This is a genomic window from Sorangium sp. So ce327 (assembly GCF_051530205.1).
GTDB classification, from domain to species: Bacteria; Myxococcota_A; Polyangia; order Polyangiales; family Polyangiaceae; genus Sorangium; species Sorangium cellulosum_B.
Genome location: NZ_CP150330.1, coordinates 9994278 through 10016747 on the forward strand (window position 1 = coordinate 9994278; position 22470 = coordinate 10016747).

A 22470-nucleotide genomic window follows, 5' to 3' on the forward strand; every position below is an offset into this window, starting at 1 on the left:
GTCGAGGGAGACGGGCGCAGCTGAGGCCATCGCGCGGCGTGTTCGGGAGTCTGCGGCCACGGCGGGGCGGCTCCGCGCGCGCTCTCCCCCCCGCGCGGCGGCGCAGGCGCGTCGGGCGCTTCGCACCTGGGGAATCTATACGAGCGGCGCACGAGATCATTTTGAAAAGCGACAGCGCTCTCGCCTGCTCGCGGCGCTGGCGGCGCTGGCGGCGCTGGCGGCGCTGGCGGCGACCGAGCGAGGCACTCGACTGCGGATGACATGATAATTCTTCGCTCGCCCCCGCAAGTGGTTGCAATCGCGAGTAGCCATCATTCCGGCGCGGGAGAGCGCTTTTCTGCTCCGCCGCCTTACACCCTTTGGTAGGCTCTCTCGGCCCATGCGGAGAACACTTGGCGCCCATGGGCCAGGTTCGATCCTGCGGAGTTCCCCGGCTCGGTTGCGGAGGACACCCTGCAGCGGCCTCGTCAAAAGACCCGTCGAGCGTGAGCTCTCGAGGTGCCAGGGTAGGGTTGCCCGCGTGCTCGTTTCCGACCTTGTCGCCACCTCCGAGCGTGTCGCCGCGCTCTCTCGCCGTGTCGAGAAGATCGGCGCGCTCGCCGCGCTCCTGCGCCGCCTCTCGCCCGCGGAGGTGCAGATCGGCGTCGACTGGCTCACCGGTCGGCTGCGCCAGGGACGGCTCGGCCTCGGGCCTTCGGTGTTCGCCGAGGCCCGCCGGGCCTCTCCTTCCGTCGCCCAGCCTGCGCTCACCCTGGGGGACGCCGACGCGGTCTTCACGGAGATCGCGCGCGCCTCGGGGCCGGGGGCCGGGGGGGAGCGCCGCGCGGCGCTGGCGGGGCTGTTCGCGCGCGCCACCGATCTCGAGCGGGACTTCTTCGCGCGGCTCCTCGCCGGCGAGCTCCGCCAGGAGAGGCTCGAGCCGGTCATGGTCGACGCGGTGGCGCGCGCGGCGCGGGTGCCGCCGGCCTCGCTGCGGCGCGCGGTGATGCTGGCCGGCGACGCGGCGGACGTGGCCAAGGCCGCGCTCCTCGAGGGGGCGCTCGGCCTCCAGCGCTTCTCGCTGCAGCTGCTCCGCCCCGTGCAGCCGATGCTGGCGCAGTCGGCCGACGACGTCGCGACGGCGCTGAGCGAGCTCCGCGCGATGGCGCTGGAGTGGAAGCTCGACGGCGTGCGCGTGCAGGCGCACAAGGCCGGCGACGAGGTGCGCGTCTTCAGCCGCGGCCTCGGCCCGGTCACGAAGGCGGTCCCCGAGATTGTCGAGATCGTCCGGGCGCTCCCGGTCCGCTCGGTCGTGCTCGACGGCGAGGCGCTCACCTTTCGCGCGGACGGCGCGCCGCACCCGTTCCAGGTCACGATGCGCCGCTTCGGCCGCGCGCACGACGCGGCCGCGCTGCGCGCCGAGCTGCCGCTGCGCGCCCTGTTCTTCGACGTGCTGCACCTCGACGGCGAGGATCTGCTCGACCGGCCCGGCAGCGAGCGCACGGCCGCGCTCCGGCAGGTGCTCGACCGGTCGCTGAGGGTCCCGCGCATCGAGCTGCCGACGGCGGCCGAGGCCGAGGCGTTCTTCGCCGACGCGCTCGCCCGCGGCCATGAGGGCGTGATCGCCAAGTCGCTCGCCGCGCCCTACGAGGCGGGGCGGCGCCGCGGCTCGTGGCTCAAGGTGAAGCGGGCGCGCACCCTCGACCTGGTGGTGCTGGCAGCCGACTGGGGGACCGGCCGGCGCCGGGGGCTGCTCAGCAGCCTGCACCTCGGGGCTCGCGATCCCGCGGCCGGGGGCTTCGTCCTGCTCGGCAAGACGTTCAAGGGCATGAACGACGAGGTGATCGCGTGGCAGACGCAGCGGCTGCTGGAGCTCGAGATCGGCCGCGACGCAGACACGGTGTACGTGCGGCCGGAGATCGTCGTCGAGGTCGCCTTCGACGGCGTGCAGGCGAGTCCGCGGTTCCCCGGGGGGGTCGCGCTGCGGTCTGCGCGGGTGAGGAGATACCGGCCTGACAAGGGTGCAGACGAGATCAGCACGATGGACGAGGTGCGGGCGATCCGAGCGCTCGCGCGCGATGCGGCCGAGAAAGGGCAGGCGGCGGGAGGAGGAGAGGAGGCGGAGGGGGACGGATGACGCTCGGGGCGAGCCGTCCGCCCTTGCTGCTATTGCAGCGCGCCGCGCGAGGGCGGGTCGTCGAAGCAAGCTCCGTCGAGATCCGTCGACAGCGCCGCGAGCGGCGTCCCGCTGCTCACGGCGGGGCTGTCCGGCTTGAGGTGATAATCCCCGCCGGCGACGTCGACGAACCCCGGATCGATCCCCGCCATCGAGCCGTAGTCCGTGAGCGGCAACCCGACCGGACTCGACGCCTCCGGATCGTCGGCCGCGTACCACAGGTTCGTGTGCAATGAATTCGTCGCCAGCGTCGGGAACGACGGGGGATAATACTCCTTCGCCCCGACGTCGCTGCGGCGATAGTACGTGATGTTGTTGACGAAGCGATTGTCCGCTGTCGCCCGAACCCTGGGGTTTTCGCCCACGCCTCCCGACCCGGGAAAGAACGACAGCAGGCTGTAGTTCGGGAACACGATGGTGTTGTTGGCGACCAGGCACCCCACACAGCCGTTGAAAGAGACCGCCGCGCCGGGCGCCACGATCAGATTTCCGAGCACGCGGACGTCCTGCACCTCGATGATGTCGGCCCCCGGCGCGACCGGCGGGCGAAACGCCTCGGGCGACACGATCGTGCCGAGCCAGACCCCGTAGCCCCCGATGACATCGAAGATGCGATTGTTGCGGATCTCGACGTCCGAGCTGCCGCCCCCGATCACGACGCCGGCGACCCTCGCCCCGTTGACCGCGTTGCGGGCGACCACGCCGCGATGCGAGCCGATGATTTCGAGCCCATTATACGCGTCCATGTCGACCAACTCGCTGTCCAGCAGCCAGAAGTCGTTGACTCCGGCCAAGCGCACAGCCGAGGCGGCATACGTGTCGACGTCGCGCACGGAAACGCGCTCGACGGCGACGAATTGCGTCACCGTCGGGTCGGCGTACGCCTCGCCATCATCGACGATGAGCGCGGGGGTATCCTGCGAAGGCAAGGTATGGGCGATCTCGAGGTCGTGCATCACTACGTGGCGCAGCCTCGAGAAGTGCAGGATCGGGCTCCCGCCGACGAATACCGGCCGATCCTCCCCCGGTGCACCGCCGATCCAGATCGGCGCCTCGGCAGTGCCGGCGACGTCGCTGATCTGCTCGGGCTCGTACGTTCCGGCGTGGATCCGCACCGCTGTCCCCGGAGTCGCCGTGCCCACGGCCGCGGCGAGGGTCGAGCACGGTGCCTCCTCCGTCCCGCACCCCGCGGCGTCCGTCCCGCCGGGAGCCACGTGGAGGAACATCACCGGATGCTTGCCGGCCGCGAAGTGGGGTAGGTTCACGCAATCTACCGGCTCGCCGGACGGCTCTCCTCCACCACCGCCCTGCCCCGGACCACCGCCCTCACCCGGACCACCGCCCTGCCCCGGACCACCGCCCTGCCCCGGACCACCGCCCTCACCCGGACCGCCGCCCTGCCCCGGACCACCGCCCTGCCCCGGACCACCGCCCTGCCCCGGACCACCGCCCTGCCCCGGGCCGCCGCCCTGCCCCGGGCCGCCGCCCCAGCCCCCCACGCCGTCACCGCCGGATCCTCCCGATCCAGCGCCATGAGCGCCGCTCGAATTGACGGCCGGATCGGGCTCACGGCTCTCACCGCATCCGACGAGGATGATGGCAGGGGCAAGGCTCAACAGAAGAGAAGCGATAATGCGCATGGCGTAACCTCCGCGCAACAGGCTACGTCCCCGCCCGAGGATCGCCCCTTAATCCCACCTTAAAGCGATTCGCGCGCTCCTTCCCGCGGCGCCATCGCCCTTGCTCTCCCATCCATTCCGCAGGCTCGCGGAGAGGGTGTTCGCGGGGCGGGGTGGCGGGATGGGCCGATGTCTCCGTCGCGTTCGGAAATGTTGCCTCCTTGTCGGGGCAGGAGGGGCGGCGGGGCCGCGCAGGACCCGCACGGATGTGACGCAGTACACACAAGAGGGCGCGCAGGAGAGATGCTGAGGCCGCGCAGCAGAACGCCGGGCCCGCGCAGCAGAGCGCCAGTGCCGGGCCGCAGCGGCGCCTGAACCGCGCAGCAGAGCGCCAGTGCCGCGCAGCAGGACATGTCGTCTCAGAGCGGCACGTGTGCGAGGAGGATGTCGTTCGCCCAGCCCTCGCTCTCAAGGACGCCGAAGCCGGTCTGCACGGAGAACCTGAAGCTCGTCACGAACGACAGGTGTCCTTTCGCGTCGAGCACGGAGGCGGCGAGGCTGATGTTCCCGACCTCCTCGCCGAGCTCGACGATCCGCCGCTGCGCGACGAACGCCCCGGTGCCTGGCTCGTAGGTGGCGATGTAGGTTCCCGGCGTGTTCACCGAGCCGCCGCCGAGGTCGAAGAAGTCGAAGGGTGGCGCGAGCGAGATGATGAGCGCGACCCTGCCGTCGGGCGCGAACGAGAGGCTGGTCGAGCCGAAGTACTGTGCGCCCGGGAGCGCGTTCACCCATCGGATCGCGCCGTCCTCGCCGGCGAGCTTCATGAGGAAATTGCCGTGTATACCGTCGATTCGCCCCTCCCCGAGGTCGGCGCCCCGCGCGAACTGACCGGCGATCAGCACGTCGCCGTGCTCGTCCACGATCAGCGCCTTCGCCACGTCGCCGCTGATTTCACTACTGTCTTGGGGGGCGCCGAAGTGCCTCGACCAGAGGTGGGCGCCGTCCTCCCCCGAGTACTTCGCCACCCAGGCCTGAGCGCCTCTCAGCCCGGTGGTGGAGCCCCCGCCGAGGTCGGCGTCACCAGAGAAGGTCCCTGCGACGAGGATGTCGCCGTGGAGATCCACGGCCATCCCGCTGATCGCGTACGTGATGGATCCGCTCAGGTTTCCCACATCCGTCGCGAAGCGGGTCGTCCCGTCGGCGGCGAACCTGGCGAGGGTAAGGCGGCCCCCGGCTTGAGCGGCGACACTGACGTTGTTTCCGGGACCGACGGCCACGCGGCCTCCGAAGTCGAAGCCGCCGCCGCCCAGGCGGTGCATCCAGCGCGGGGCGCCGTCCCGATCGAGCGCGAGCACGAAGATGTCGCTCGAGGAGGTCCTCGGGTCGTCTCGTTCCAGCTCTTCCAGGACGAGGTCGCCGGCCTGGAGCGGACCGTTCGCGTAGTGGCCGATGACGGCGATGCCGTCGTTTCCGTCGACCGCGACCCCCGTGGCCATCACGCTACTGCCGCCGCCGAAGCGCCGGACCCAGCGCAAGGCGCCGTCGTCTGCATACGTGGCGACGAAGATGTCCGCGTCGCCGACGAGCGGCGTGGCGCCGGCGCCGAAATCGGCTGCTCCCCCCGACCAGCCGGCCAGGACGACGTTTGCCTCGCTATCGATCGCGAGGGCCGTGGCCTGCTCCGTCCCGGGTCCCGAAATCTGCTGGTACCAGGCCTCCGCTAGCGGCGATCCCCCGCCGCCACCCGCGCCTCCGCCGCCACCCGCGCCTCCGCCACCCGCGCCTCCGCCGCCACCCGCGCCTCCGCCGCCACCCGCGCCTCCGCCGCCACCCGCGCCTCCGCCGCCACCCGCGCCTCCGCCGCCACCCGCGCCTCCGCCGCCACCCGCGCCTCCGCCGCCACCCGCGCCTGCGGCCCCCATGCCATCGCCGCTGGATCCTCCCGATCCCGCGCCTGGGGCGCTGCTCGAATTGACCTCCGGATCGAGCACACGGATCTCACCGCACGCGGCGAGGGTGATGGCAGGGGCAAAGAGCAGCAGAGCAGAAGCGATGATACGCATGGCGCGACCTCCGCCGAACAGGCTACGTCCCCGCCGCAGGACCACCCCTTAATCCCCCCTTAAACCGACTCGCGCGCCCTCCCGCGGCTCCCCCGCCCTTGCTCTCCCATCCATTCTGCAGGCCCCCTACCGCCGCTCCCCCCCGCCCTCGCCCGTCTCCCCCCCGCGCGACTCGCCCCCTCCCCCCGCGGCCGGCTCCACCGCCACGTAGTGGACCGGCAGCGCCGGATCCAGCGAGTACCCGTCTGCGTCTCTCCGGAGCCACGGCTTCATCCCGAGCTTCCGCAGCTGGTTCATCGCCACGTAGATCCGGTTCGCCGCCGCGTCCGGCAAGATCCGCTCGCCGGGCCACCCCGCCTCCTTCAGCGCGGCCAGGGAGAGCCCTCGGCCGGGCGCAGACCGCTGCTGCTCGGCCAGCGCGTGCAGCAGGCGCCGCGCCGCGTGGCGCTCGCGCAGGTCGTGCCAGCCGCCGCCCGGCGGGCGGACGAAGCGCGCCCCCTCGGTCAGGAGGAGCTCGCCCTCCGCCCGCGCCTCGGGCAGGCCGCCCAGCGCCGCAAGGCTGCGCTCCAGGATCCGGAGCAGCAGCCGCACGTCGTCGGATCGGCTCGCGCTCGACGGCGATCCCTCCCGGGCGCGCGCGATCCTGCGTCGCGCCTCGCCCGCCTGCGCCGCCGCCTCCTCCCCCCGCCCGGCGCGGCGCGCCGCCTGGGCGAGCGCGAGGTCGACGAAGCCGGACGCCACCCGCGCGAGCTCCACGTCAGGCTCGTCCCCGAGCTGCGCGAGCAGCCGCTCCGCGGGCTCGATCGCGCGCCGCGCCTCCTCCACCTCGCCGACCGACGCGAGCGCCGCCCCGAGGCGGCAGAGGGCGATCCCCTCGGAGCGGCGGTCCCCGACCTCGCGGAGCAGCCCCACCGCGCGGCCGTGGCACGCGCGCGCATCGGCGAGGCGCCCCTCCTCGTGGTGGAGCGCGCCGAGGTTGCCGAGCGTGATCGCGAGCAGCCGGAGATCACCCACCTCGCCGAGGATCGCGGCCGCGCGCTCGTAGCGCCGCCGCGCCTGCGCGGGCGCCCCGCGCTCCTGCTCGAGCAGGCCGGCGTTCGTCGAGAAGATGCCCTCCATCCGGCCGTCGCCGATCTCCGCCGCGATCGCGATCGCCTGCTCGTAGTAGGCGGCGGCCTCGCCCTCGCGGCGCTCGTCGTGGTGGAGCGCGCCGAGGTTGCCGAGCACCCGCCCCTCGGCGCGGCGGTCGCCGAGGGCGCGGTGGAGCGCGAGCGCCTGCGCGTAGTGGTCGCGCGCGCGCTCCATGTCGCGCCGGCCGTGGTGGAGCACGCCGAGGTCCGCGAGGATCCCCGAGAGGAGCGCCTCTGCGCCGAGCGCCGCCGCCTGCGCCCGGGCGCGCTCGAGGTCCTCTAGCGCGGCCTCCGCCTGCCCTCGGAGCCGCCGCGCGCGCCCCCGCGCCGCGAGCGCGCGGGCCACGACGCGCGGATCGGCCGCGAGCGCCTCGGCCGCCGCGAGCGCCCGGTCGAGCAGCTCGAGCTGCGCCCCGAACGGGCCGCGGGTGCTGAGCACGGGCTCGATGGCGCAGAGCGCCCGCAGCGCGCGCTCGGCCGCCGCCTCGGAGCCGGCGCGAGGGGCCGTCGCCAGGGCGAGCGCGCCCTCGGCGACGGCGAGCAGCTCCTCCAGATCGCCGGCGATGCGGTTGAGCGCGTCGAGCGCGCCGCGCCGCTCGAAGTCCGCGGCCGCCGCCTCGCCGGCGGCCAGGTAGAACGCCGCGTGCCGCTCGATCGCGGCCTCGCGCTCCCCGCGCTCGGCGAGCTTCTCGGCGGCGAGCTCTCGCACCACCTCGTAGAGCGCGAAGCGCGTCGCCCCGTCGCTCCTCGGGGGCGCCGCGCGGAGCAGCGACTTGTCGCGCAGCGCCTCGATCCGATCGATCGCGGCGGCGTCGGGCTCCGCGAGGACGGCGGCGGCCGCCGCGAGCGTGAACGGCCCGTGGAAGGCGGAGCAGCAGGCGAGCGCCCGTCGCTCGCGGTCCTCGAGGAGGTCCCACGACCACTCGATCGCGCTGCGCAGCGTCGCCTGCCGCGCCTCCCTGCCGCGCGCCGCGCCCGCGAGCAGGTCGAGCCGGCTCCCGAGCCGCGCGAGCAGGCCGCGCACGCCGAGCACGCCCTCGCGCGCCGCGGCGAGCTCGATAGCGAGCGGGATGCCCTCGAGCCGCCGCACCAGCGCGGCGACGTCGGCGAGGTGCTCGTCGCCGGGCGGCGGCGGCGGCGCGGAAGCGCGGTGGGCCGCGGCGCGATCGAGGAAGAGCGCCACGGCCGCGCTGCGCTCGGTCGAGCCCTCCGCGGGGAGGCCGAGGGGGCCGAGCTCGTAGCTGATCTCCCCTGTCAGGCGGGTGCGCTCGCGCGACGTCGCGAGGAAGCGGAGCTCGGGCGCCGCGCGCACCCACGCGTCGAGGGCCGGCGCGGCCTGCTCGAGCACCTGCTCCAGGTTGTCGAGCACGAGCAGCGCCGGCCCCTCGGTCGCGAGGGCGCGGCCGATCCGCTCGACGAGCGTCGCTTCCCGGCGTCCTGCCGCGACCTGCGCCCCGATCGCGCGCGCGACCGCGCCGCAGACGGCGCGCAGGTCGCGGCAGGCGGTGAGCTCGCAGAGCCACACGGCCTCGCCGGCGTGCGCCTCGGCCCAGCGGCTGGCGAGCTCCAGGGCGAGCCGCGTCTTGCCCATGCCGGCCGGGCCCCAGAGGGTGACGAGCCGTTCGCCGCGCCGGAGCAGCTCGGCGATCGCGACGAGCTCTCCCTCCCGGCCGATGAAGCGCGACGCGGGCAGGGCAAGGTGCCGCCTCCGCGGCCGAGCTGCGTCCGCCATGCGCCGACCTTCGATCGGACGGGGGCTGGATTCAACGCCAGAGCGGGCGGACGGCGGGGCTGCGGCGGGACGGCGGAGGCGTGGCGGGGCTCAGGGTCGCACGAGCGGGGTCACGAGCAGCTTCTTCCGTGCGCCGCTGAGCTCGACCTGCACCTCGATCCCGCGCCGGTCGAGCACCGACAGCGGGCGGATCGGCGTCACCTGGGCATAGAGATCGCCGGCGCCGCACCAGGTGCCCTGGAGCGCGGGCGCCTCGGTGTCGTCGGGCGTGAAGACGACGGCGCCGGTGCGGCAGCCGCCGTCGACCGCCGCGTAGAGGCCCTCGATGCGATCGAGCGCCGCGGGACGCGCGCGAAAGGCGAGCTCCGCGCCCTCGGGCGTGCGCAGCTGGCCGGATTCGCCGCCCGGATCGGCGGTCGCCGTCCACCCGTCGCTCGCGAGCGAGAACGCGCCGCTCGGGTCCTCGGGTCCCTCGAACCACCGGGTCATGGTCGCGTAGCTGCTCACGCCGCCGCAGACGTAGAGCGTGACCGTGCCCTCGCCGCGCACGAGGGCGAGCACGGCGTCCGTGCCGTCGACCGTGCCGACCGAGATCTCGGGCGGCGGGGCCTCGGGGTCTGCCGCGCACGCTGCGCAGAGCACGGCGCCGAGCACCCCGGCGGCGCGCGCGAGCGCGCGAGCGCTCTTCATGGAGAAAACGATCCCACCGGAGCGATGAAAAAAGCGCATGGGGTCTTATTTTAGTCGAGACCCGGGGCGGAGGGAGCGGCAGTTCCGTGCCAAAGGCAAATGGGAGTCCGGGAGCGCTACGCCCCCCCGTCCGGCGGAACATCGTGAGCGCTACGCCCCCCCGTCCGCCGGAACATCGCCGGACAGCCCCTTTCGTCGCGCGGTGCGGACCGCCGCGAGCCAGTGCACCTTGGCCGGGTCGCTGTCCCACGGCGGGGCTTCCCGGTAGAGCGAGTCCCAGAATTCGCGCGCTGCCGCCTCGGCGGTCGCGAGCTCGCTCTCGCCTTCGGGCGCGTCCTCGACGGCATCCACGAGAGCGCGCCATGGGTCCGAGTCGTAGCCTCTCAGGTTCCGCCACGGCTTTGCGGGCTCTCCGTCGAAGAGCCCGTCGCTGCTCTGGAGAAAGCCCTCGTACGCGCTCTGGGCCACGGCGTCTCGCCGGCGACGGTTGACCTCGTTCATGCAGGAGTGGCGGTAGGACTCGGCCCATTCGCGGTCCTCCTCCGGCACGTCATCTCGCCAGGCGCGCGCATAGAGATCGCGCAGCTCCTGCTGGAGCGCCCGGTACTCCTTGGTATCCGTGCAGTGACTCGACGCGTCCCAGAGGGCTCGGTTGCGCGCCGCGCTCGGCCCGGGGAGATGGAGCAGCGTATTCACCGGCCAGAACCGCGCAGCCTCCAGCCTCTGGGGGATGGGCCTCGTCATGGAGCTCGGGAGCCCGCGGCGCCCGCGCCGAAACCCCCTCTGAAAGGCGCGGAGCGCCGAGGGCCGGTCCACCTCGGGGGCGTCGTCGGCCGTCAGCGCCCGCCAGAGGGACGTCCGGTGGAGGCGCGCGGCCGGATCGCCCGTCGCGCCCTCGCCCGCGACCGTCTGCCCGAAGTCCACGACGAAGGTAAAAAACGCGCTCTTGACGGCTTCGAGCAGCATCGGCCACGGCGGAGCGGGCTCCTTGTCGAACCTGCCCGGGAGGCTCTGGAGAGAGCCCGCGTCCACCCTCGGGCGGATGGCCTCGGGCCGCGAATCGTCGACCCACCTCCCGAATTTCTCGCGATGCGCCTCGGCCCATGCGCGGTCCGCCTCGGGCAGGTCGTCGTGCCATGCTTCGGCGCACAGCCTGCCCAGGGTCTCGAGGTCCATGTTCCGACCCAAGGCATCCTGGGGCGAAAATAGGTGACTCGCCGTGCCCGCCTCGACCTCGATGCGCCGCATGAGGAACCACACGCGCGACGTTCTGAGCTTCATGGATGATCCCCTGGCTCACCGCCCGTCGGGTCGGTGGGTTGCTCGCCCGGAAGGTCCGTCGGCCGAGGTGGGCACCCCCAGCCTGGCCCCGCGCCGAGCGGGCAGAGGAGCGGGACGAGCTGAGGGAAAGCAAATCCCGGAGGCGGCGCCGGGAGCGAGATCAGCCAATCGATCATCTCGTCGAGTGTGATCGATCTGGGGTTCGTCAGGTTGGACGGCACCTTCTCCGGCTCATAACGGAAATCCCACACGAACCTGCACTCGACGTTCGTCACGCCCGGCACCTGCTGCTCGTTCAAGATCTTGCTCTCCATGGCTTTGCCGTCCACGGCTTGAAATTTGTCGGCACACATCGTGTAGGTCACGGCGATATCTCCTGATTCGAGGAGACAGTCGAGCAAGTCAGCGACGGTGTACGTCGGCTCCTGGTCGTTCCAGCCGCTCCAGGTGCCGCCGGCCTTCAACCGGCACTGGAGCTTGCCTACTTGATCGTTGGGGTCCTTGTATAGTTTAAGCCACTTCACCGCGTTGACATTCATGTTCCACCTCTCCCAGGACGACAGCGTCTCGGGCGGAAGCGTCGCGATCCGTTGTCTCAGCTCCTCACGGTCGCTGGGGTCCACGATCGAGCAGCCAAGGGCGATCACGGCGACCGCAGCGGCCGCCACAGCCTTCAGGAGCAGCTTCATGCGCGCAGGGTCCCATGGCCAGGCGGTGAGCATCAAGCCATCCGCGCGCCCAGTCCCCGCGCCGCGCCTTCCCGATGCGTACGTGCGGGCGTCGCTGTTCCTGAGCAAGCTCGCAGGGGCGAGAGAGAGGACCGCCCTCACCCCCGCGCCAGAGCGGCGCCACCGCACCAAACCCGACGTTTACGCCTGGGACGATATCGCCTGAGGCCGGAGCGATGAAAATGGCCCATGGGGTCGTATTTTAGTCGAGACCCGGGGCGGAGGGAGCCGGAGTTCCGCGGTGGACGGCGCCGAGTTCGTGCCCTCTCAACCAAGGGCGAGCAGCGCGAGCGTTCGCGGAGCCGCGCTCGTAAAGAACGGCGCAACTCTGCGCTGCTGGTGAAGGGCGGTTCGGGCGGGCTTCCCCGACCCGCCGATGTTCGGCAAATTGTTCGGCACCGTCACTGCCACTTCTTCGAAGGCGAAGCCCTGGCCAGTGGCGGCGCTTGGGCACCGGTCACCGTCCTCCAGGTGGTCCGTCGCGGCTTGACCGGCGGCGGCGACCGCTGGTAAGGTCGGCCACCGTCTGCGGGTGCGTGGATCGGTGAATTAGGGAGGGGAACCCGATGAACCATCGGCGCGGCGTTCTGCTCGTCGTGTTTGCCCGCGGCTGCTCCATCGTGGAACCCAGCGATCGCGATGGGCGGAGGGACCAGATCGCGGCAGTGCCACTGCAGGCGATATCAAGGTGCCGGCCGAGCTGACGGACCCCGACGCGGTCGACATGGACGACATCATCAATATCCTGATCGGGCTACTCGCGCCGCCTCCTGGATGGGCCTTTCCTCGGCTCGTCCCTCTCCTCTGCCCGCTCGGCGCTGGACCAGGCTGGGGATGCCCGCCCACGCCCACGGACCCGACGGGCGGACAGCCGGGAGATCGGCCATGAGGTGGCTGGCGAAGCACCCTGGAATGCTCGCAGTGCAGGAGGCAGGCTACGGATACGGCCTGTTCACGACCAAGAGCCCCGATCTCTGGAAATGGCACCTCGAGAATCTCGGCCAGCTATGCGCAGAGGCATGGGACGATGGCCTGCCCGAGGAAGACCGCGCATGGGCGGAGCCGTATCGCAAGAAATTCAGCAGGTGGATTGACGATCCCGGACACGCTGACATGGACCACAAGGCGAGTGCGGTGTATCTCCGGAGCCGCCATGGCCGCTTCGGCGGAGAGCCCGCGCCCCCCTGGCCCATGCTGCTGGAAGCCGTTCAGAGCGCGTTCTTCGCCATGCTAGAGGGTTTCAAGAAAGAGCGCCCCGGCGCAAGCGAGCCTGCTGCGGTCGACCCGATGTCGCGCCTCCACAAGACCTATCTCTGGCAGACGCTCACCTCCGACGAGACGGCCCAGGAGCACCGAGTCGACGCGCTCCGCGCCTTCCAGAGGGGCTTTCGGATCGGACGTCGCGGAAGGCCGAGGACGCTAACGAGGCCCATCCCCCAGAGGCTGGAGGCTGCGCGGTTCTGGCCGGTGAATACGCTGCTCCATCTCCCCGGTCCGAGCGCGGCGAGCGAGCGGGCCCTCAGGGCGCTGCCGGTTCCGGACGAGGCGAAGGAGCTTGCGGCACGCGAGCAGGAGCTGCGAGCGCTGTATGGGAGCGCATGGCGAGATGACGTGCCGGAGGAGGACCGCCTCTGGGCAGCGCTGTACCGTGAAACGTGCATGCTGTGGGTGAATCAATGCCGGAGAAATGCCCTGGCGCAGAGCGCCTATGAAGGTTATCTCCAGAGCAGCGATGGACGCTTCGGCAGCGGGCCTGCTGGACCGTGGCGTAGCGTGGACACCTTCGCCAAGGAACCCTGGTACTCTCTCGTGGACCGCGTCGAGGAGGCGCCCGAAGGCGAGAGCGAGCAGGCGACGACCGAGGCGGCCGTATGGGAATACTGGGATGCGCTCTACCGGGACGCCCCACCGTGGGACAGCAACCCCGACCGGGCGCACTGGCTCGCGGCGGTCCGCGCCGCTCGAAGGAAGGCGCAGGCCGACGATGGTCCGCCGGCGATGGGCAGGTAGCGCTCGAATGGGGTCGCGCGCCGGGCTCGTCGCGCTGTCGCTCCTGCCCACGGTCGCGCGGGCGGAAGAGAGCGCGCCGCCGCGCTGGGAGATCGACGTCAAGGCGACCTACGTCGTGCTGGGGTCGCGTGCCACGCGCGCGACGGGCGGCATCATGCCGTCGGTCACCGGCTTGCGCCGATGGCCCGTCCGCAACGCCGTTGACATCGGCATCGGCGCCGACGTGGGCCTCTTCGGTCTGGGCGGCGACGCGCGCTGGCTCGGCGTGCTGACCGGGCCCACCGCGGCCGTCCGGGGCAGGCCGTTCCGTGCGCCGGTGTCCTTCGAGCTCGCGGCGCGGCTCGACTTCGGGCGCATCCCTGTGTGCAACGCATGGGGGTTGTGCCTGCGTTATCTTGGATTCTTCCCGGCCATGGAGGCCGGCGCGGCCTATCTATCGACGCAGCATGTGGCGATCGTGGCGACGTGCGGCGTCCGCTTCGTCAGGACGCTCGCGTGGTCCGGCGTCAGCGTGGAGCCGGCGGCGGCGGGTCGAATCTTCTGGTAGTCAACCGCCGCCAACGGACGCCACCGCTGGCGCAATAGCCCCGGGAGAGCCCGCCCGCCTAATCGGCTCCGCTGCAGTCCGAGACGTGAAAGACCGCCGTCTCGAGGCGCGCCTTTGCACCGTCGAAGAGCCGGACGAGGTCACACGGCCCCGCCGATACATCGGCCTCGTACGGGTCGCCTCGCTGCTCCTCAATGATGATCTCACATGCGCCTTGGTACCGTCCTCCGTCGATCGTCACGGACGCATACGGCGAGTCGGCCTCGACCATCATATCAAAGAACGAGAAGGCAGCGCCCTCCTTCTGCACCGCTACGCCGAGTTTCCCCTGATTGGGTACGATGCACCCGCCTGCGACCTCGCCGCTTGCATCCACGAGCCTGGTTCCGTTGCCGCCGGTGTCGATCACCAGTTCTTCGCCATCCCGCGTGACGACCGCCTTGCCCGAGATCTCGGGATGGGCGATGCATCCGCCGGACGAGACGCACAGGGCAGCCAAGAGCAGGGATGAGAATGCATATGCGAGGGCATTTGTCATCGGATCGCTCATGTCGTACATGCGCCGTAGCTCTGCGGGATCACCGTCGGCGGGTTGCCCGCGGGGGCGCAGCACATCACGTGCTCTTCGCCATCCTCTTCAACATACGTTGCTCTGTCCTCGTATCCCTCCCAGCAGACATCGTCCACCAGGCTGGGGATCACACAAAGGGTGTAGTCCTCGGGGATATCGCTTCGAACAACGCCGGCACAAGCGCGTGCGAACGTCGGCGACTCCGGGGCGGTAGAGGACCCTTTCAGCCACCCGTCCCAGAGGACATCCGTGTCTTCCGCGCATCCTGGCGCCTCGTTCTGCGTGCCATCCCAGAGCCATACCGCAGGGTGTCCCTCGTGGGGGCCTGGGGCGGGACAACCGCGATCGGAGACACAACCTAGCCCAGCGCTCGCGCCCATGAGCAGAAGAACGCATCGCATCGACAGAAGCCCTCCTAGTACATCGCAGGACCACAGCTAAAATCGCCGGCCTCGCAGTACGGCCGGCGCAGCTCGGCCTTCGCCGTCACGCCCGTTCGTTGCGTGTACGCACCACGCGGGCGGCTGTCCGCTTCCTTCGAGTCGGTCCTCGCCGCACCTTCCGGCGACGGCAAACGCCGCTGCCCAGACCGCGGCGATACTCGCTCCACCAGCATCGTCCCAAGCTTCTCCGCGCGGGGCGCGATCCCCGCCGGGCGCGTCAGACAGAGAGCGCCGGCGCACAGCGCAGCCGTCGCGGCGAGCGAAATAGCAAGGCGGCTCACCAGCTTGCGGGGCGGCGCCGCGACAGGGGCGCTCCGGACCATCATTGGCTCTCCTCCAGGTACTCGGCGGAGGGAAGGCGGCGGTGGCGTCACCGGCTCTTTCGAAGCGGGAGCAGTCGGCAATGGTCCGTCAAGAGGGGGGATCTGCGGCAGCTGATGCTCATCGTCGCTCGAAGGCGCTGCCACCGGAGCCACCTCGGACGTCCGGGTGTCCGGAGCTTCCGTCACCGGCGCTGACGAACGACGACTCTGGAGATGGGAGCTGCGCAAGGTCGACGGCGCCGCGTTGGCGACGGGGGTGTGGTTATCGCGCCGGCTCGGTGCCCGGTCCAGCGTGGGCCAGACGTCCACAAGGCCCTCGAGCACGGCGATGAAGTGGCCCACGTTCCTGTACCTGCGGCGCGGATCCTCTTCCAAGGCCATCTCGATGGCGGCAGCCACAGCGGGCGGTGTGTCGACGGGGATCGCGGGCCTACCCCGCCGCACCCCCAACATACCTGGCTGGCCGACGTCGAGCGACCGACGGCAAACGAGCTCGTACAGCAGCGTCCCGAGGCCATAGACGTCCGTCTGTGGCCTCACTCGGTCGCCGCGCAGCAGTTCAGGAGACGCCACCAGCGGCTCCCGCGCGGCCTCGTGCGGCTCGATCCGGAATAGCCCGACCAGACCGAACTGGCCGATGCTGTAGTCCCGCTTCAATGTGATGAACACGCGGTCGGACCCGAGCGCCCCATGGCACCCGCCCAGCGTGTGGCACCGCTGGATGGCGTGGGCGACCTCGATTACCGTGTGCAGCGCGGTAACCCCGAGATCCACCCCGCGGATCGCGTCCATGATGCCAATCTTGTCGCTCCGCCGGTAGGCGACCCAGGCAGAGAGGCCTCCTGCGTCAGCGTAGAGAACGGGCTCTACCTGCGGAACCGCTCGCGCGATGTCCTGCAAACGCTGGAGTTCGGATGCGAAGGCCCTCCGGTTTATCGGTTGACCCTCGCGCAGGTGCAACCAGACGATCGCGGCCTCATCGCCGACCTGCTGGGCGAGGAACGTGCGGACCATGCCGTCGTGAACCTCGTTGAGGATCCGGTGACCTTCCCAGACGGTACCAGGCTCTACCACGAGAACCACACCTCCGCGCCAGCCGCGCTCGCGCGGATTTGGGCGCCGCGCGGCAGCACCGCAATCGCGACGGTCGCGGCGCCCAGCGCGGTACCTGCAACAAGGGCTGCCGTGCTGATGTGCTGCTGCACCTCTACGGCGTGCAAGTCCTCGACCAACTTCGGATTCTCCGCCGAGCCGGGCTTGCACATCTCCTCCCTCAAGACGCTGTCCTCGGTCGATGCCAAGATGTGCAGCACGATCCCCGACACGAGGAATACACCCGACGCCGCGGACCCCGTATAAAGCAGCCACGGGGCTGGAGGGCTTGCTGGCCGTACCGGCGCGCCCGCCAGCGTCGCCTTCAACGGAGCGACCGAGCGCACGCTCGCCGGTTCGGCGCTCAGGAGGACAACGCGCGATTCTCTCGCGGTGACGTGCACCATGGATCGTACCTTGCGGCCATCCGGCAACATCGTCGTGATCTCATGCTGCCCAGGCGCCACGTAGACCTGACCGCTCTCGTCCACGAGGCGCCCGTCCACGAGCACGGGCGCCGCCCCGGCAGGCGTGAACACGTGGAGCTGCGCCACCTCGAGCCGCGCCGCCGCCAGATCCGCATGCCGCGTCTCGTAGAGCCGCCGCTCCCTGGGCGTGGCCGGCGGGCGCATCTCCTGCACACACCGCGTGAGCTCCACCACGGCGTCCACCCAGCGCCCGAGTCGGCGGTCGAGCTGCCCGAGCTGGCAGATCCCCACCGTAGAACGCTCGATATCGTAGATCTGCGCCCACAGGTCGCGAGCGCGCGCGATGTCGAGCCGCTCCAGGGCGGCCTCTGCCTCCTTGATCAAAGCTGTCACGCGCGGCGACCGTGACGGCGGCGACGCGGCAAACGCCGGCTGGAGCCCGAGGAGGAACATCGCTATGGCGGCCACATGCGACCAACAGACGACCAGCGCAGAACGCAGCAAGGTTCACCTCGGCCCAACGCGGGGGCCTGGATGCCGCGCTGGCCTAGTCCGGCACAGCATCGCTTTCCCGCCCAGCCTCGGCCGGGCGGCATCTATGCCTCGCGCAGAGGTTGACTACCATGGATCTCCTTGCGCTTTGAATCCTCAATGGACCGAATTTCCGCGTGCGCACGCATTACAGATCACGACCAGAAATTCTCATTCCCTATCGCGATTTGTGTGCATTGCAGATCGCGGCCAGAAATTCTCATGTCCTATCGCGATTACAGGGCCAGGCGATGGTGAGCACCTCAGGCCCTTCGCTCGCCCCCGCGGGTCTGTCCGAGCCGACCAGTGCGGTCGCAGACGCGCTGCCGGGCGCGCGGCGCGCGGCGCGAGCCGGCGCCGGCCAACGACATGGCGCCGCCCCCGCCGGCGCCAACAACGACGATTCCCTCGACGGCACCGGAGCCCAGCGCTCTTGCGCTCACCGCCCGCAGCCCATCCCCGGCCCCTCGGCCGTGCCTGCAGCAGGCGCTCGCGTGGCGCCCCGGCGCCGCGAAACCGCTGCTCAGCCGAACAGGTAGTGCTTCCGCACCGGCGAGCGCACCTCCCAGGTGCAGCTCAGCCCCGCGGGGAACGTCACCAGATCCCCCGCCTGGATCCGCACCGGCGCGCCGCTTCCCTCCGCGGGCGTCACGATCACGTCGCCCTCGAGCAGGTAGCAGATCTCCCGCTCGTCGTAGTGCCACGAGAAGGTCGACACCTCCTTCGTCCAGATGGGCCAGCCGCGCGCCCCGAGCTTCGCCAGCTGCTCCTCCGACGGACCGTGCTCCAGCTTGATCGACTCCATGGCTCCTCGTCCTCGCTCGATGCGCCGCCCGCGATGCGCCGCCGGGCCCGCCCCCGCGGCGCCCTCCGCGATCGTCGCGCCGGATGCTAGCAGCTCGGCTCGTCCCCTCGGCACAGCTCGCGCACCTCGCGCGCGATCGCCTCCATGCGCCCGAGGCTCGCGAGCAGCGCGTCCGCGCCCTCGCCCGGCGCGGCGAGCGCCGCCTCCACCCTGTCGGCGAAGCCCTGGGGGCACCGCGAGAGCGACCGCGTCCTCGGCACGGCTCCCTTCTCGTTCGAGAGGTAGCGCTCGTTCAGCGCGAACAGCGCCTGCACCAGGCAGGCCGCGGCGCGGAACAGGCAGCCGCTCACGTAGAACACGTCGCCGCGCCGCCCGGCCTTCTTCGCGGTGTCGATGGCGAAGCCGGCCTCCCACAGGAACCTCTCGAGGAGCGCCCTCCGCAGGGCCGGCGGATAGGGCGTCACGAGCGCCTTCAGCGGGGCCAGCGCGCCCTCCGGATCGTAGAGCGGCCGGCAGTCGTGGATGTCGGCCAGGTAGTTGGCGCTGAGGAAGCCGTGCGGGTGACCGGGCTGGTAGTCGCACGTCACCTGCCCCGCCCGGCACTCCCCGATCACGCGTCGCACACGCGCGAGATCCCGGTAGAGCCAGTCGACCCGGTGCCCCTCGATCTCCAGCCACGCGCCCCCGTTGATCCACGGCCCCCAGGCGCCCGGCGGCGTGACGACGTCCTCGGCGGCGCTCCCGTGGAGCTCCCGCGCGAGCGGCGCCACGTCGCCCTCGGCCCCGCCCGCGCAGAGCTCCCGCGCGAGCGCGCGCAGCGCCGCGAGGTCGGGCGGGCTCTCGGGCTCGTAATAGATGCCCAGATCGACGTCCGAGTCCGGGTGGCCCGCGCCACGAGCGCGCGATCCGCCCAGCACGACCGCCACCACGCCCGGGATCGCGCCGAGCCGAACCGCCACGCGCGCCGCCACGTCCACTGCCCCGTCCATGCCGCCTCCGCCTCCTGTTGATCCCCGCTGCGACGCGGCGACCCTACCATCGAGGCGCCCGCGCCGTCCCGCCGCACGCGCTGCGCCCGCGCCGTCCCGCCGCACGCGCTGCGCCCTCGGCGCCTCGCCCGCTGTGCCTGCGCCCGCCGTTCTGCTACACGGCAACCCGTGCCCGACCTCATCGTCCACCCGGCGGAGCGGCCGCTCATCGGGAGCGTGCCGGTCCCTGCGGACAAGAGCATCGCCCACCGAGCGCTCCTCCTCGCCGCGCTCGCCACCGGGCAGAGCCGCATCCGGGGCGGGACGCTCGGCGGCGACGTCCTCTCGACCGTGGGCGCGCTGCGCGCCATGGGCGTCCGCGTCGAGGAGCCGTCGCCGGGCGACCTCGTCGTCCACGGCGCCGGGCTCTCCGGCCTCCGCGCCCCCGACGGCCCCATCGACTGCGGCAACTCCGGCACCACGATGCGCCTCCTCGCGGGCATCCTCGTCGCCCAGCGCTTCGCCGCGCGGCTCGTCGGCGACCCGTCGCTCTCGCGCCGCCCCATGGAGCGCGTCGCGAAGCCGCTCCGGCTCCGCGGCGGGCGCATCGAGGGGCAGCTCGATCCGCGCAAGATCGGCGAGATCACGGCGCCGCTCGACGTCGGGCCGCTCCCCGAGCCGCACGTGCTCTCGTCGATTGAGCACGAGATCCCCGTCCCGTGCGACCAGGTGAAGAGCGCCCTCCTCCTCTCCGGCCTCTACGCCGACGGCCCGACGTTCGTGCGCGAGCCGATCGTCTCGCGCGATCACACCGAGCGCATGCTCACCGCGCTCGGCGTGCCGATCGACTCGGTCGGCGCGATGGTCTGCCTCGACGCGGCCCGCTTCTCCGGCGCGCTCCCTGCGTTCGAGCTCGACGTGCCCGGCGACCTCTCCGCGGCCGCGTTCCTCGTCGCCGCCGCGCAGATCGTGCCGGGGAGCCGCGTGACCGCGCGGCGCGTGGGCCTCAACCCGACGCGCACCGGGCTGCTCGAGGTGCTGCGCGACATGGATGGCGGCGTCGCCGTCGAGATCAAGGGAGAGGCCCTCGGCGAGCCCACCGGCGACGTCCACGTCGCGCCCGCCTCCTCCGGCGCCGGCCTCCGCGCCGGGCGCGCGGGCGGCGAGCTCGCGTCGCGCGCCATCGACGAGCTGCCGATCCTGCTCGGCCTCGGCGCGCGGGCGCGCGGCCTCACCGAGGTGTTCGACGCGCGGGAGCTGCGCGCGCAGGAGACCGATCGCATCGCGGCGATGGCGTCCGTGCTCGGCGCCTTCGGCCTGCGCTGCGAGGAGCGCACCGACGGGCTCCTCGTCGAGGGCAGGCCCGACCGGCCGCTCGACGCGGCCGACGTCGACAGCCGCGGCGATCACCGCATCGCGATGACGGCCGCCGTGCTCGGGCTCGCCGCCGGCGGTCCCACGCGCGTCCGCGACGCGGGCTGCATCGCGACCAGCTTTCCCCTCTTCGTCGGGACGCTGCGCGCCCTGGGCGCGCGCATCGAGGTCGAGGGCGCCCGCGCCGCGTGAGCGCGCGATGGTGAGCGAGAGAGGAGGAGGAGCGCAGGTGACCGAACGACAACGACAGGACGACGCGCACCACCTCCCGGCCCGGGGCGAGCCCCGGCGGCTGCGCGTCGCGATCGACGGACCGGCCGGCGCCGGCAAGGGCACGGTGGCGCGTGGGCTCGCCGAGCGGCTCGGCTACCTGCTCGTCGACACCGGCGCGATCTACCGCGCCGTCGCGCTCGCGGCCCGCCGCGCGAGCCTCACGTGGGAAGAGGAGGGCGAGATCGGCGCGCTCGCCGAGGATCTCGCGCGCGGCGGGCGCATCGCGCTGGAGCGGAGCCCGCACGGCATGCCGCCCGACTCCTCCGCCCCCCCGCCCGCGAACGCCCCGGCCCAGTCGGGCCTTGGCGGCAGCGGCATGCGCGTGCTGCTCGACGGCGAGGACGTCTCCAGCGCGATCCGCGCGCCCGAGATCAGCCTCGGCGCGAGCCGGGTCTCGGCCATCCCCGCCGTGCGCCAGGCGCTGCTCGCGATGCAGCGGCAGGCCGGCGCGGGCGGCGGCGTGGTGCTCGAGGGGCGCGACATCGGCACCGTGGTGTTCCCGGACGCCGAGGTGAAGTTCTTCCTGACGGCGCCGGCCGAGATCCGCGCGAAGCGGCGGTACGACGAGCTCGTCGCGCGCGGCATGCCCGTCAGCTTCGAGGCGACGCTCTCCGACGTGCTCCGCCGCGACAAGGCCGACAGCGAGCGCGCCGTCGCGCCGCTCCGCAAGGCCGAGGACGCGATCCTCGTCGACTCCGGGCACCGGAGCCCGCAGGAGATCATCGACGAGATGGCGACCCTCGTGGAGCTCCGTGCGCGCGGCGGCTGAGGTCCGCGCCGCCGCCGTCGCTGCCGCCGCCCTGATGGCGCTCGGGCTCCCGGCCTGCGGGGACGCGGGCGGCGGCCCCCCCGCGCGCGACGCGGCGAGCCCGGCCGGCCCGCGCGTCGTCCGGCGCATCGAGCCGGCCGATCTGCTCCCGGCCGATCTCGATCTCGTCGTGCGCGTCGACGTCGCCCGCATGCGCGACGGGCTGGGCCAGGCGGCATCGGACGAGCTCGCCCGCCGCGCGCTCGACGAGGTCCCCGACGAGGCGCTGGAGAGCGCCCTCCAGCGCGCCGACGTCGTCTGGCTCGGCCTGCGGCTCGCCGATCTCGAGGAGGGCGATCGCGTGGTCGTCCTCGAGGGCCGGATGGCCGGGCTCACGCCCGATCCCGGCCGCTGGGAGCCGGCGCCGGCGGCGCGGGACGGCGTCGCCGTCTTCGACCGCCGCGGCGGCGTCGCGGGATCGCGCGCCGACACGGCGCGGATCATCGCGCTCGGCGATCGCGCGGTCGCGCTCGTGTCGGCGGTCGAGGTGAGCAGCGTCGCGCGCCTCCTCCGTGACGGCCCCGACGCGCGCCGCGGCGACCCGGCCGCCGAGGGGCTCGTGAGCCTCGACCTGCGCGCGCGCCGGCTCCCCCCCTACCTCGCGCGGCGCTTCCCGTCGATCGGCGCGCTCGTCGCGGGCGTCGCGCGGGTCCGCGGCGTGGCGTCCCTCCACGACGAAGGGGTGCGCCTCGACGTGGAGCTCGTCGGCGTCGACGCGGCCGGCGCGGCGCGCGCCCGCCGGTTCCTCGAGGTGTTCCGCGACAACGTCGAGGATGTACGTTACGCAGATCTCATGAAGGAGCTCTCGATCGAGCAGGTGGAGAGCACCGTGCGGCTCCGCTGGCTCTTCCCTGCGCCCCTCGTGCTCGCCCTGCTGTCCGGGCGCTCGCCGGGCTAAG

Annotated in this window: 19 protein-coding genes; 6 read left to right on the top strand and 13 right to left on the bottom strand. The window is 72.2% G+C overall.

Annotated features, from left to right (window positions below; genetic code table 11):
* Positions 1 to 520 precede the first annotated feature (520 nt).
* Positions 521 to 2116 (top strand): ATP-dependent DNA ligase, encoded by a 1596-nt coding sequence (locus tag WME95_RS37415; RefSeq protein ID WP_437904097.1) that lies wholly within the window; start codon positions 521 to 523, stop codon positions 2114 to 2116.
* A gap of 29 nt (positions 2117 to 2145) precedes the next feature.
* Here WME95_RS37415 and WME95_RS37420 read toward each other — a convergent pair whose 3' ends face one another.
* The 8 genes from WME95_RS37420 to WME95_RS37455 all read right to left on the bottom strand — a co-directional run bounded on the left by WME95_RS37420 (position 2146) and on the right by WME95_RS37455 (position 11359).
* Positions 2146 to 3420 (bottom strand): hypothetical protein, encoded by a 1275-nt coding sequence (locus tag WME95_RS37420; RefSeq protein ID WP_437904098.1) that lies wholly within the window; start codon positions 3418 to 3420, stop codon positions 2146 to 2148.
* Positions 3421 to 3425: 5 nt separating this feature from the next.
* The gene (locus tag WME95_RS37425) at positions 3426 to 3689 is read right to left on the bottom strand and encodes a hypothetical protein (RefSeq protein ID WP_437904099.1); all 264 of its coding nucleotides are present in this window, start codon (positions 3687 to 3689) and stop codon (positions 3426 to 3428) included.
* A gap of 504 nt (positions 3690 to 4193) precedes the next feature.
* On the bottom strand, positions 4194 to 5309 hold the full coding sequence (locus WME95_RS37430) for a hypothetical protein (protein WP_437904100.1): 1116 nt from the start codon (positions 5307 to 5309) through the stop codon (positions 4194 to 4196).
* A gap of 185 nt (positions 5310 to 5494) precedes the next feature.
* Complete coding sequence (locus WME95_RS37435) at positions 5495 to 5701, bottom strand: hypothetical protein (protein WP_437904101.1); 207 nt, start codon at positions 5699 to 5701, stop codon at positions 5495 to 5497.
* 262 nt (positions 5702 to 5963) lie between these two features.
* A complete protein-coding gene (locus tag WME95_RS37440) occupies positions 5964 to 8699 on the bottom strand; it encodes an ATP-binding protein (protein ID WP_437904102.1) in 2736 nt (911 codons plus the stop codon).
* Positions 8700 to 8789: 90 nt separating this feature from the next.
* Positions 8790 to 9389, bottom strand: coding sequence for a hypothetical protein (locus WME95_RS37445; protein WP_437904103.1), 600 nt, complete (start codon positions 9387 to 9389; stop codon positions 8790 to 8792).
* Between the two features lie 150 nt (positions 9390 to 9539).
* The gene (locus WME95_RS37450; protein WP_437904104.1) at positions 9540 to 10670 is read right to left on the bottom strand and encodes a hypothetical protein; all 1131 of its coding nucleotides are present in this window, start codon (positions 10668 to 10670) and stop codon (positions 9540 to 9542) included.
* A complete protein-coding gene (locus WME95_RS37455; protein ID WP_437904105.1) occupies positions 10667 to 11359 on the bottom strand; it encodes a hypothetical protein in 693 nt (230 codons plus the stop codon). The genes WME95_RS37450 and WME95_RS37455 overlap by 4 nt, the downstream gene beginning before the upstream one ends.
* A 951-nt stretch (positions 11360 to 12310) precedes the next feature.
* On the opposite strand from WME95_RS37455, the gene WME95_RS37460 reads away from it, so the two are divergent.
* Together WME95_RS37460 and WME95_RS37465 are read left to right on the top strand one after the other, a co-directional pair.
* On the top strand, positions 12311 to 13408 hold the full coding sequence (locus WME95_RS37460) for a hypothetical protein (RefSeq protein ID WP_437904107.1): 1098 nt from the start codon (positions 12311 to 12313) through the stop codon (positions 13406 to 13408).
* 7 nt (positions 13409 to 13415) lie between these two features.
* Positions 13416 to 13955, top strand: coding sequence for a hypothetical protein (locus WME95_RS37465; protein ID WP_437904108.1), 540 nt, complete (start codon positions 13416 to 13418; stop codon positions 13953 to 13955).
* Positions 13956 to 14013: 58 nt separating this feature from the next.
* Here the strand turns inward: WME95_RS37465 and WME95_RS37470 are convergent, their stop codons facing one another.
* From WME95_RS37470 to WME95_RS37490, 5 genes are all read right to left on the bottom strand, one after another.
* Positions 14014 to 14514, bottom strand: coding sequence for a hypothetical protein (locus tag WME95_RS37470; protein ID WP_437904109.1), 501 nt, complete (start codon positions 14512 to 14514; stop codon positions 14014 to 14016).
* 427 nt (positions 14515 to 14941) lie between these two features.
* Positions 14942 to 16366 carry a hypothetical protein gene (locus tag WME95_RS37475; RefSeq protein ID WP_437904110.1) on the bottom strand — a complete coding sequence of 475 codons (1425 nt, stop codon included), beginning with the start codon at positions 16364 to 16366 and terminating at the stop codon, positions 14942 to 14944.
* Positions 16360 to 17205 carry a hypothetical protein gene (locus tag WME95_RS37480; protein WP_437904111.1) on the bottom strand — a complete coding sequence of 282 codons (846 nt, stop codon included), beginning with the start codon at positions 17203 to 17205 and terminating at the stop codon, positions 16360 to 16362. The genes WME95_RS37475 and WME95_RS37480 overlap by 7 nt, the downstream gene beginning before the upstream one ends.
* A 661-nt stretch (positions 17206 to 17866) precedes the next feature.
* Positions 17867 to 18148 (bottom strand): cupin domain-containing protein, encoded by a 282-nt coding sequence (locus tag WME95_RS37485; RefSeq protein WP_437904112.1) that lies wholly within the window; start codon positions 18146 to 18148, stop codon positions 17867 to 17869.
* A gap of 86 nt (positions 18149 to 18234) precedes the next feature.
* Positions 18235 to 19137, bottom strand: coding sequence for a nucleotidyltransferase domain-containing protein (locus WME95_RS37490; RefSeq protein ID WP_437904113.1), 903 nt, complete (start codon positions 19135 to 19137; stop codon positions 18235 to 18237).
* A gap of 168 nt (positions 19138 to 19305) precedes the next feature.
* Here WME95_RS37490 and aroA point away from each other — a divergent pair, with 168 nt between their 5' ends.
* Genes aroA through WME95_RS37505 form a run of 3 tightly spaced genes read left to right on the top strand, consistent with a single transcriptional unit; the run spans position 19306 to position 22469 of the window.
* Positions 19306 to 20682 carry a 3-phosphoshikimate 1-carboxyvinyltransferase gene (aroA, locus tag WME95_RS37495; protein WP_437904114.1) on the top strand — a complete coding sequence of 459 codons (1377 nt, stop codon included), beginning with the start codon at positions 19306 to 19308 and terminating at the stop codon, positions 20680 to 20682.
* A gap of 37 nt (positions 20683 to 20719) precedes the next feature.
* A complete protein-coding gene (gene cmk, locus WME95_RS37500) occupies positions 20720 to 21532 on the top strand; it encodes a (d)CMP kinase (protein WP_437904115.1) in 813 nt (270 codons plus the stop codon).
* Positions 21516 to 22469, top strand: a complete 954-nt coding sequence (locus tag WME95_RS37505; protein ID WP_437904116.1) for a hypothetical protein — start codon at positions 21516 to 21518, stop codon at positions 22467 to 22469. Before cmk ends, WME95_RS37505 begins: the two co-directional genes overlap by 17 nt.
* Position 22470: the final 1 nt, after the last annotated feature.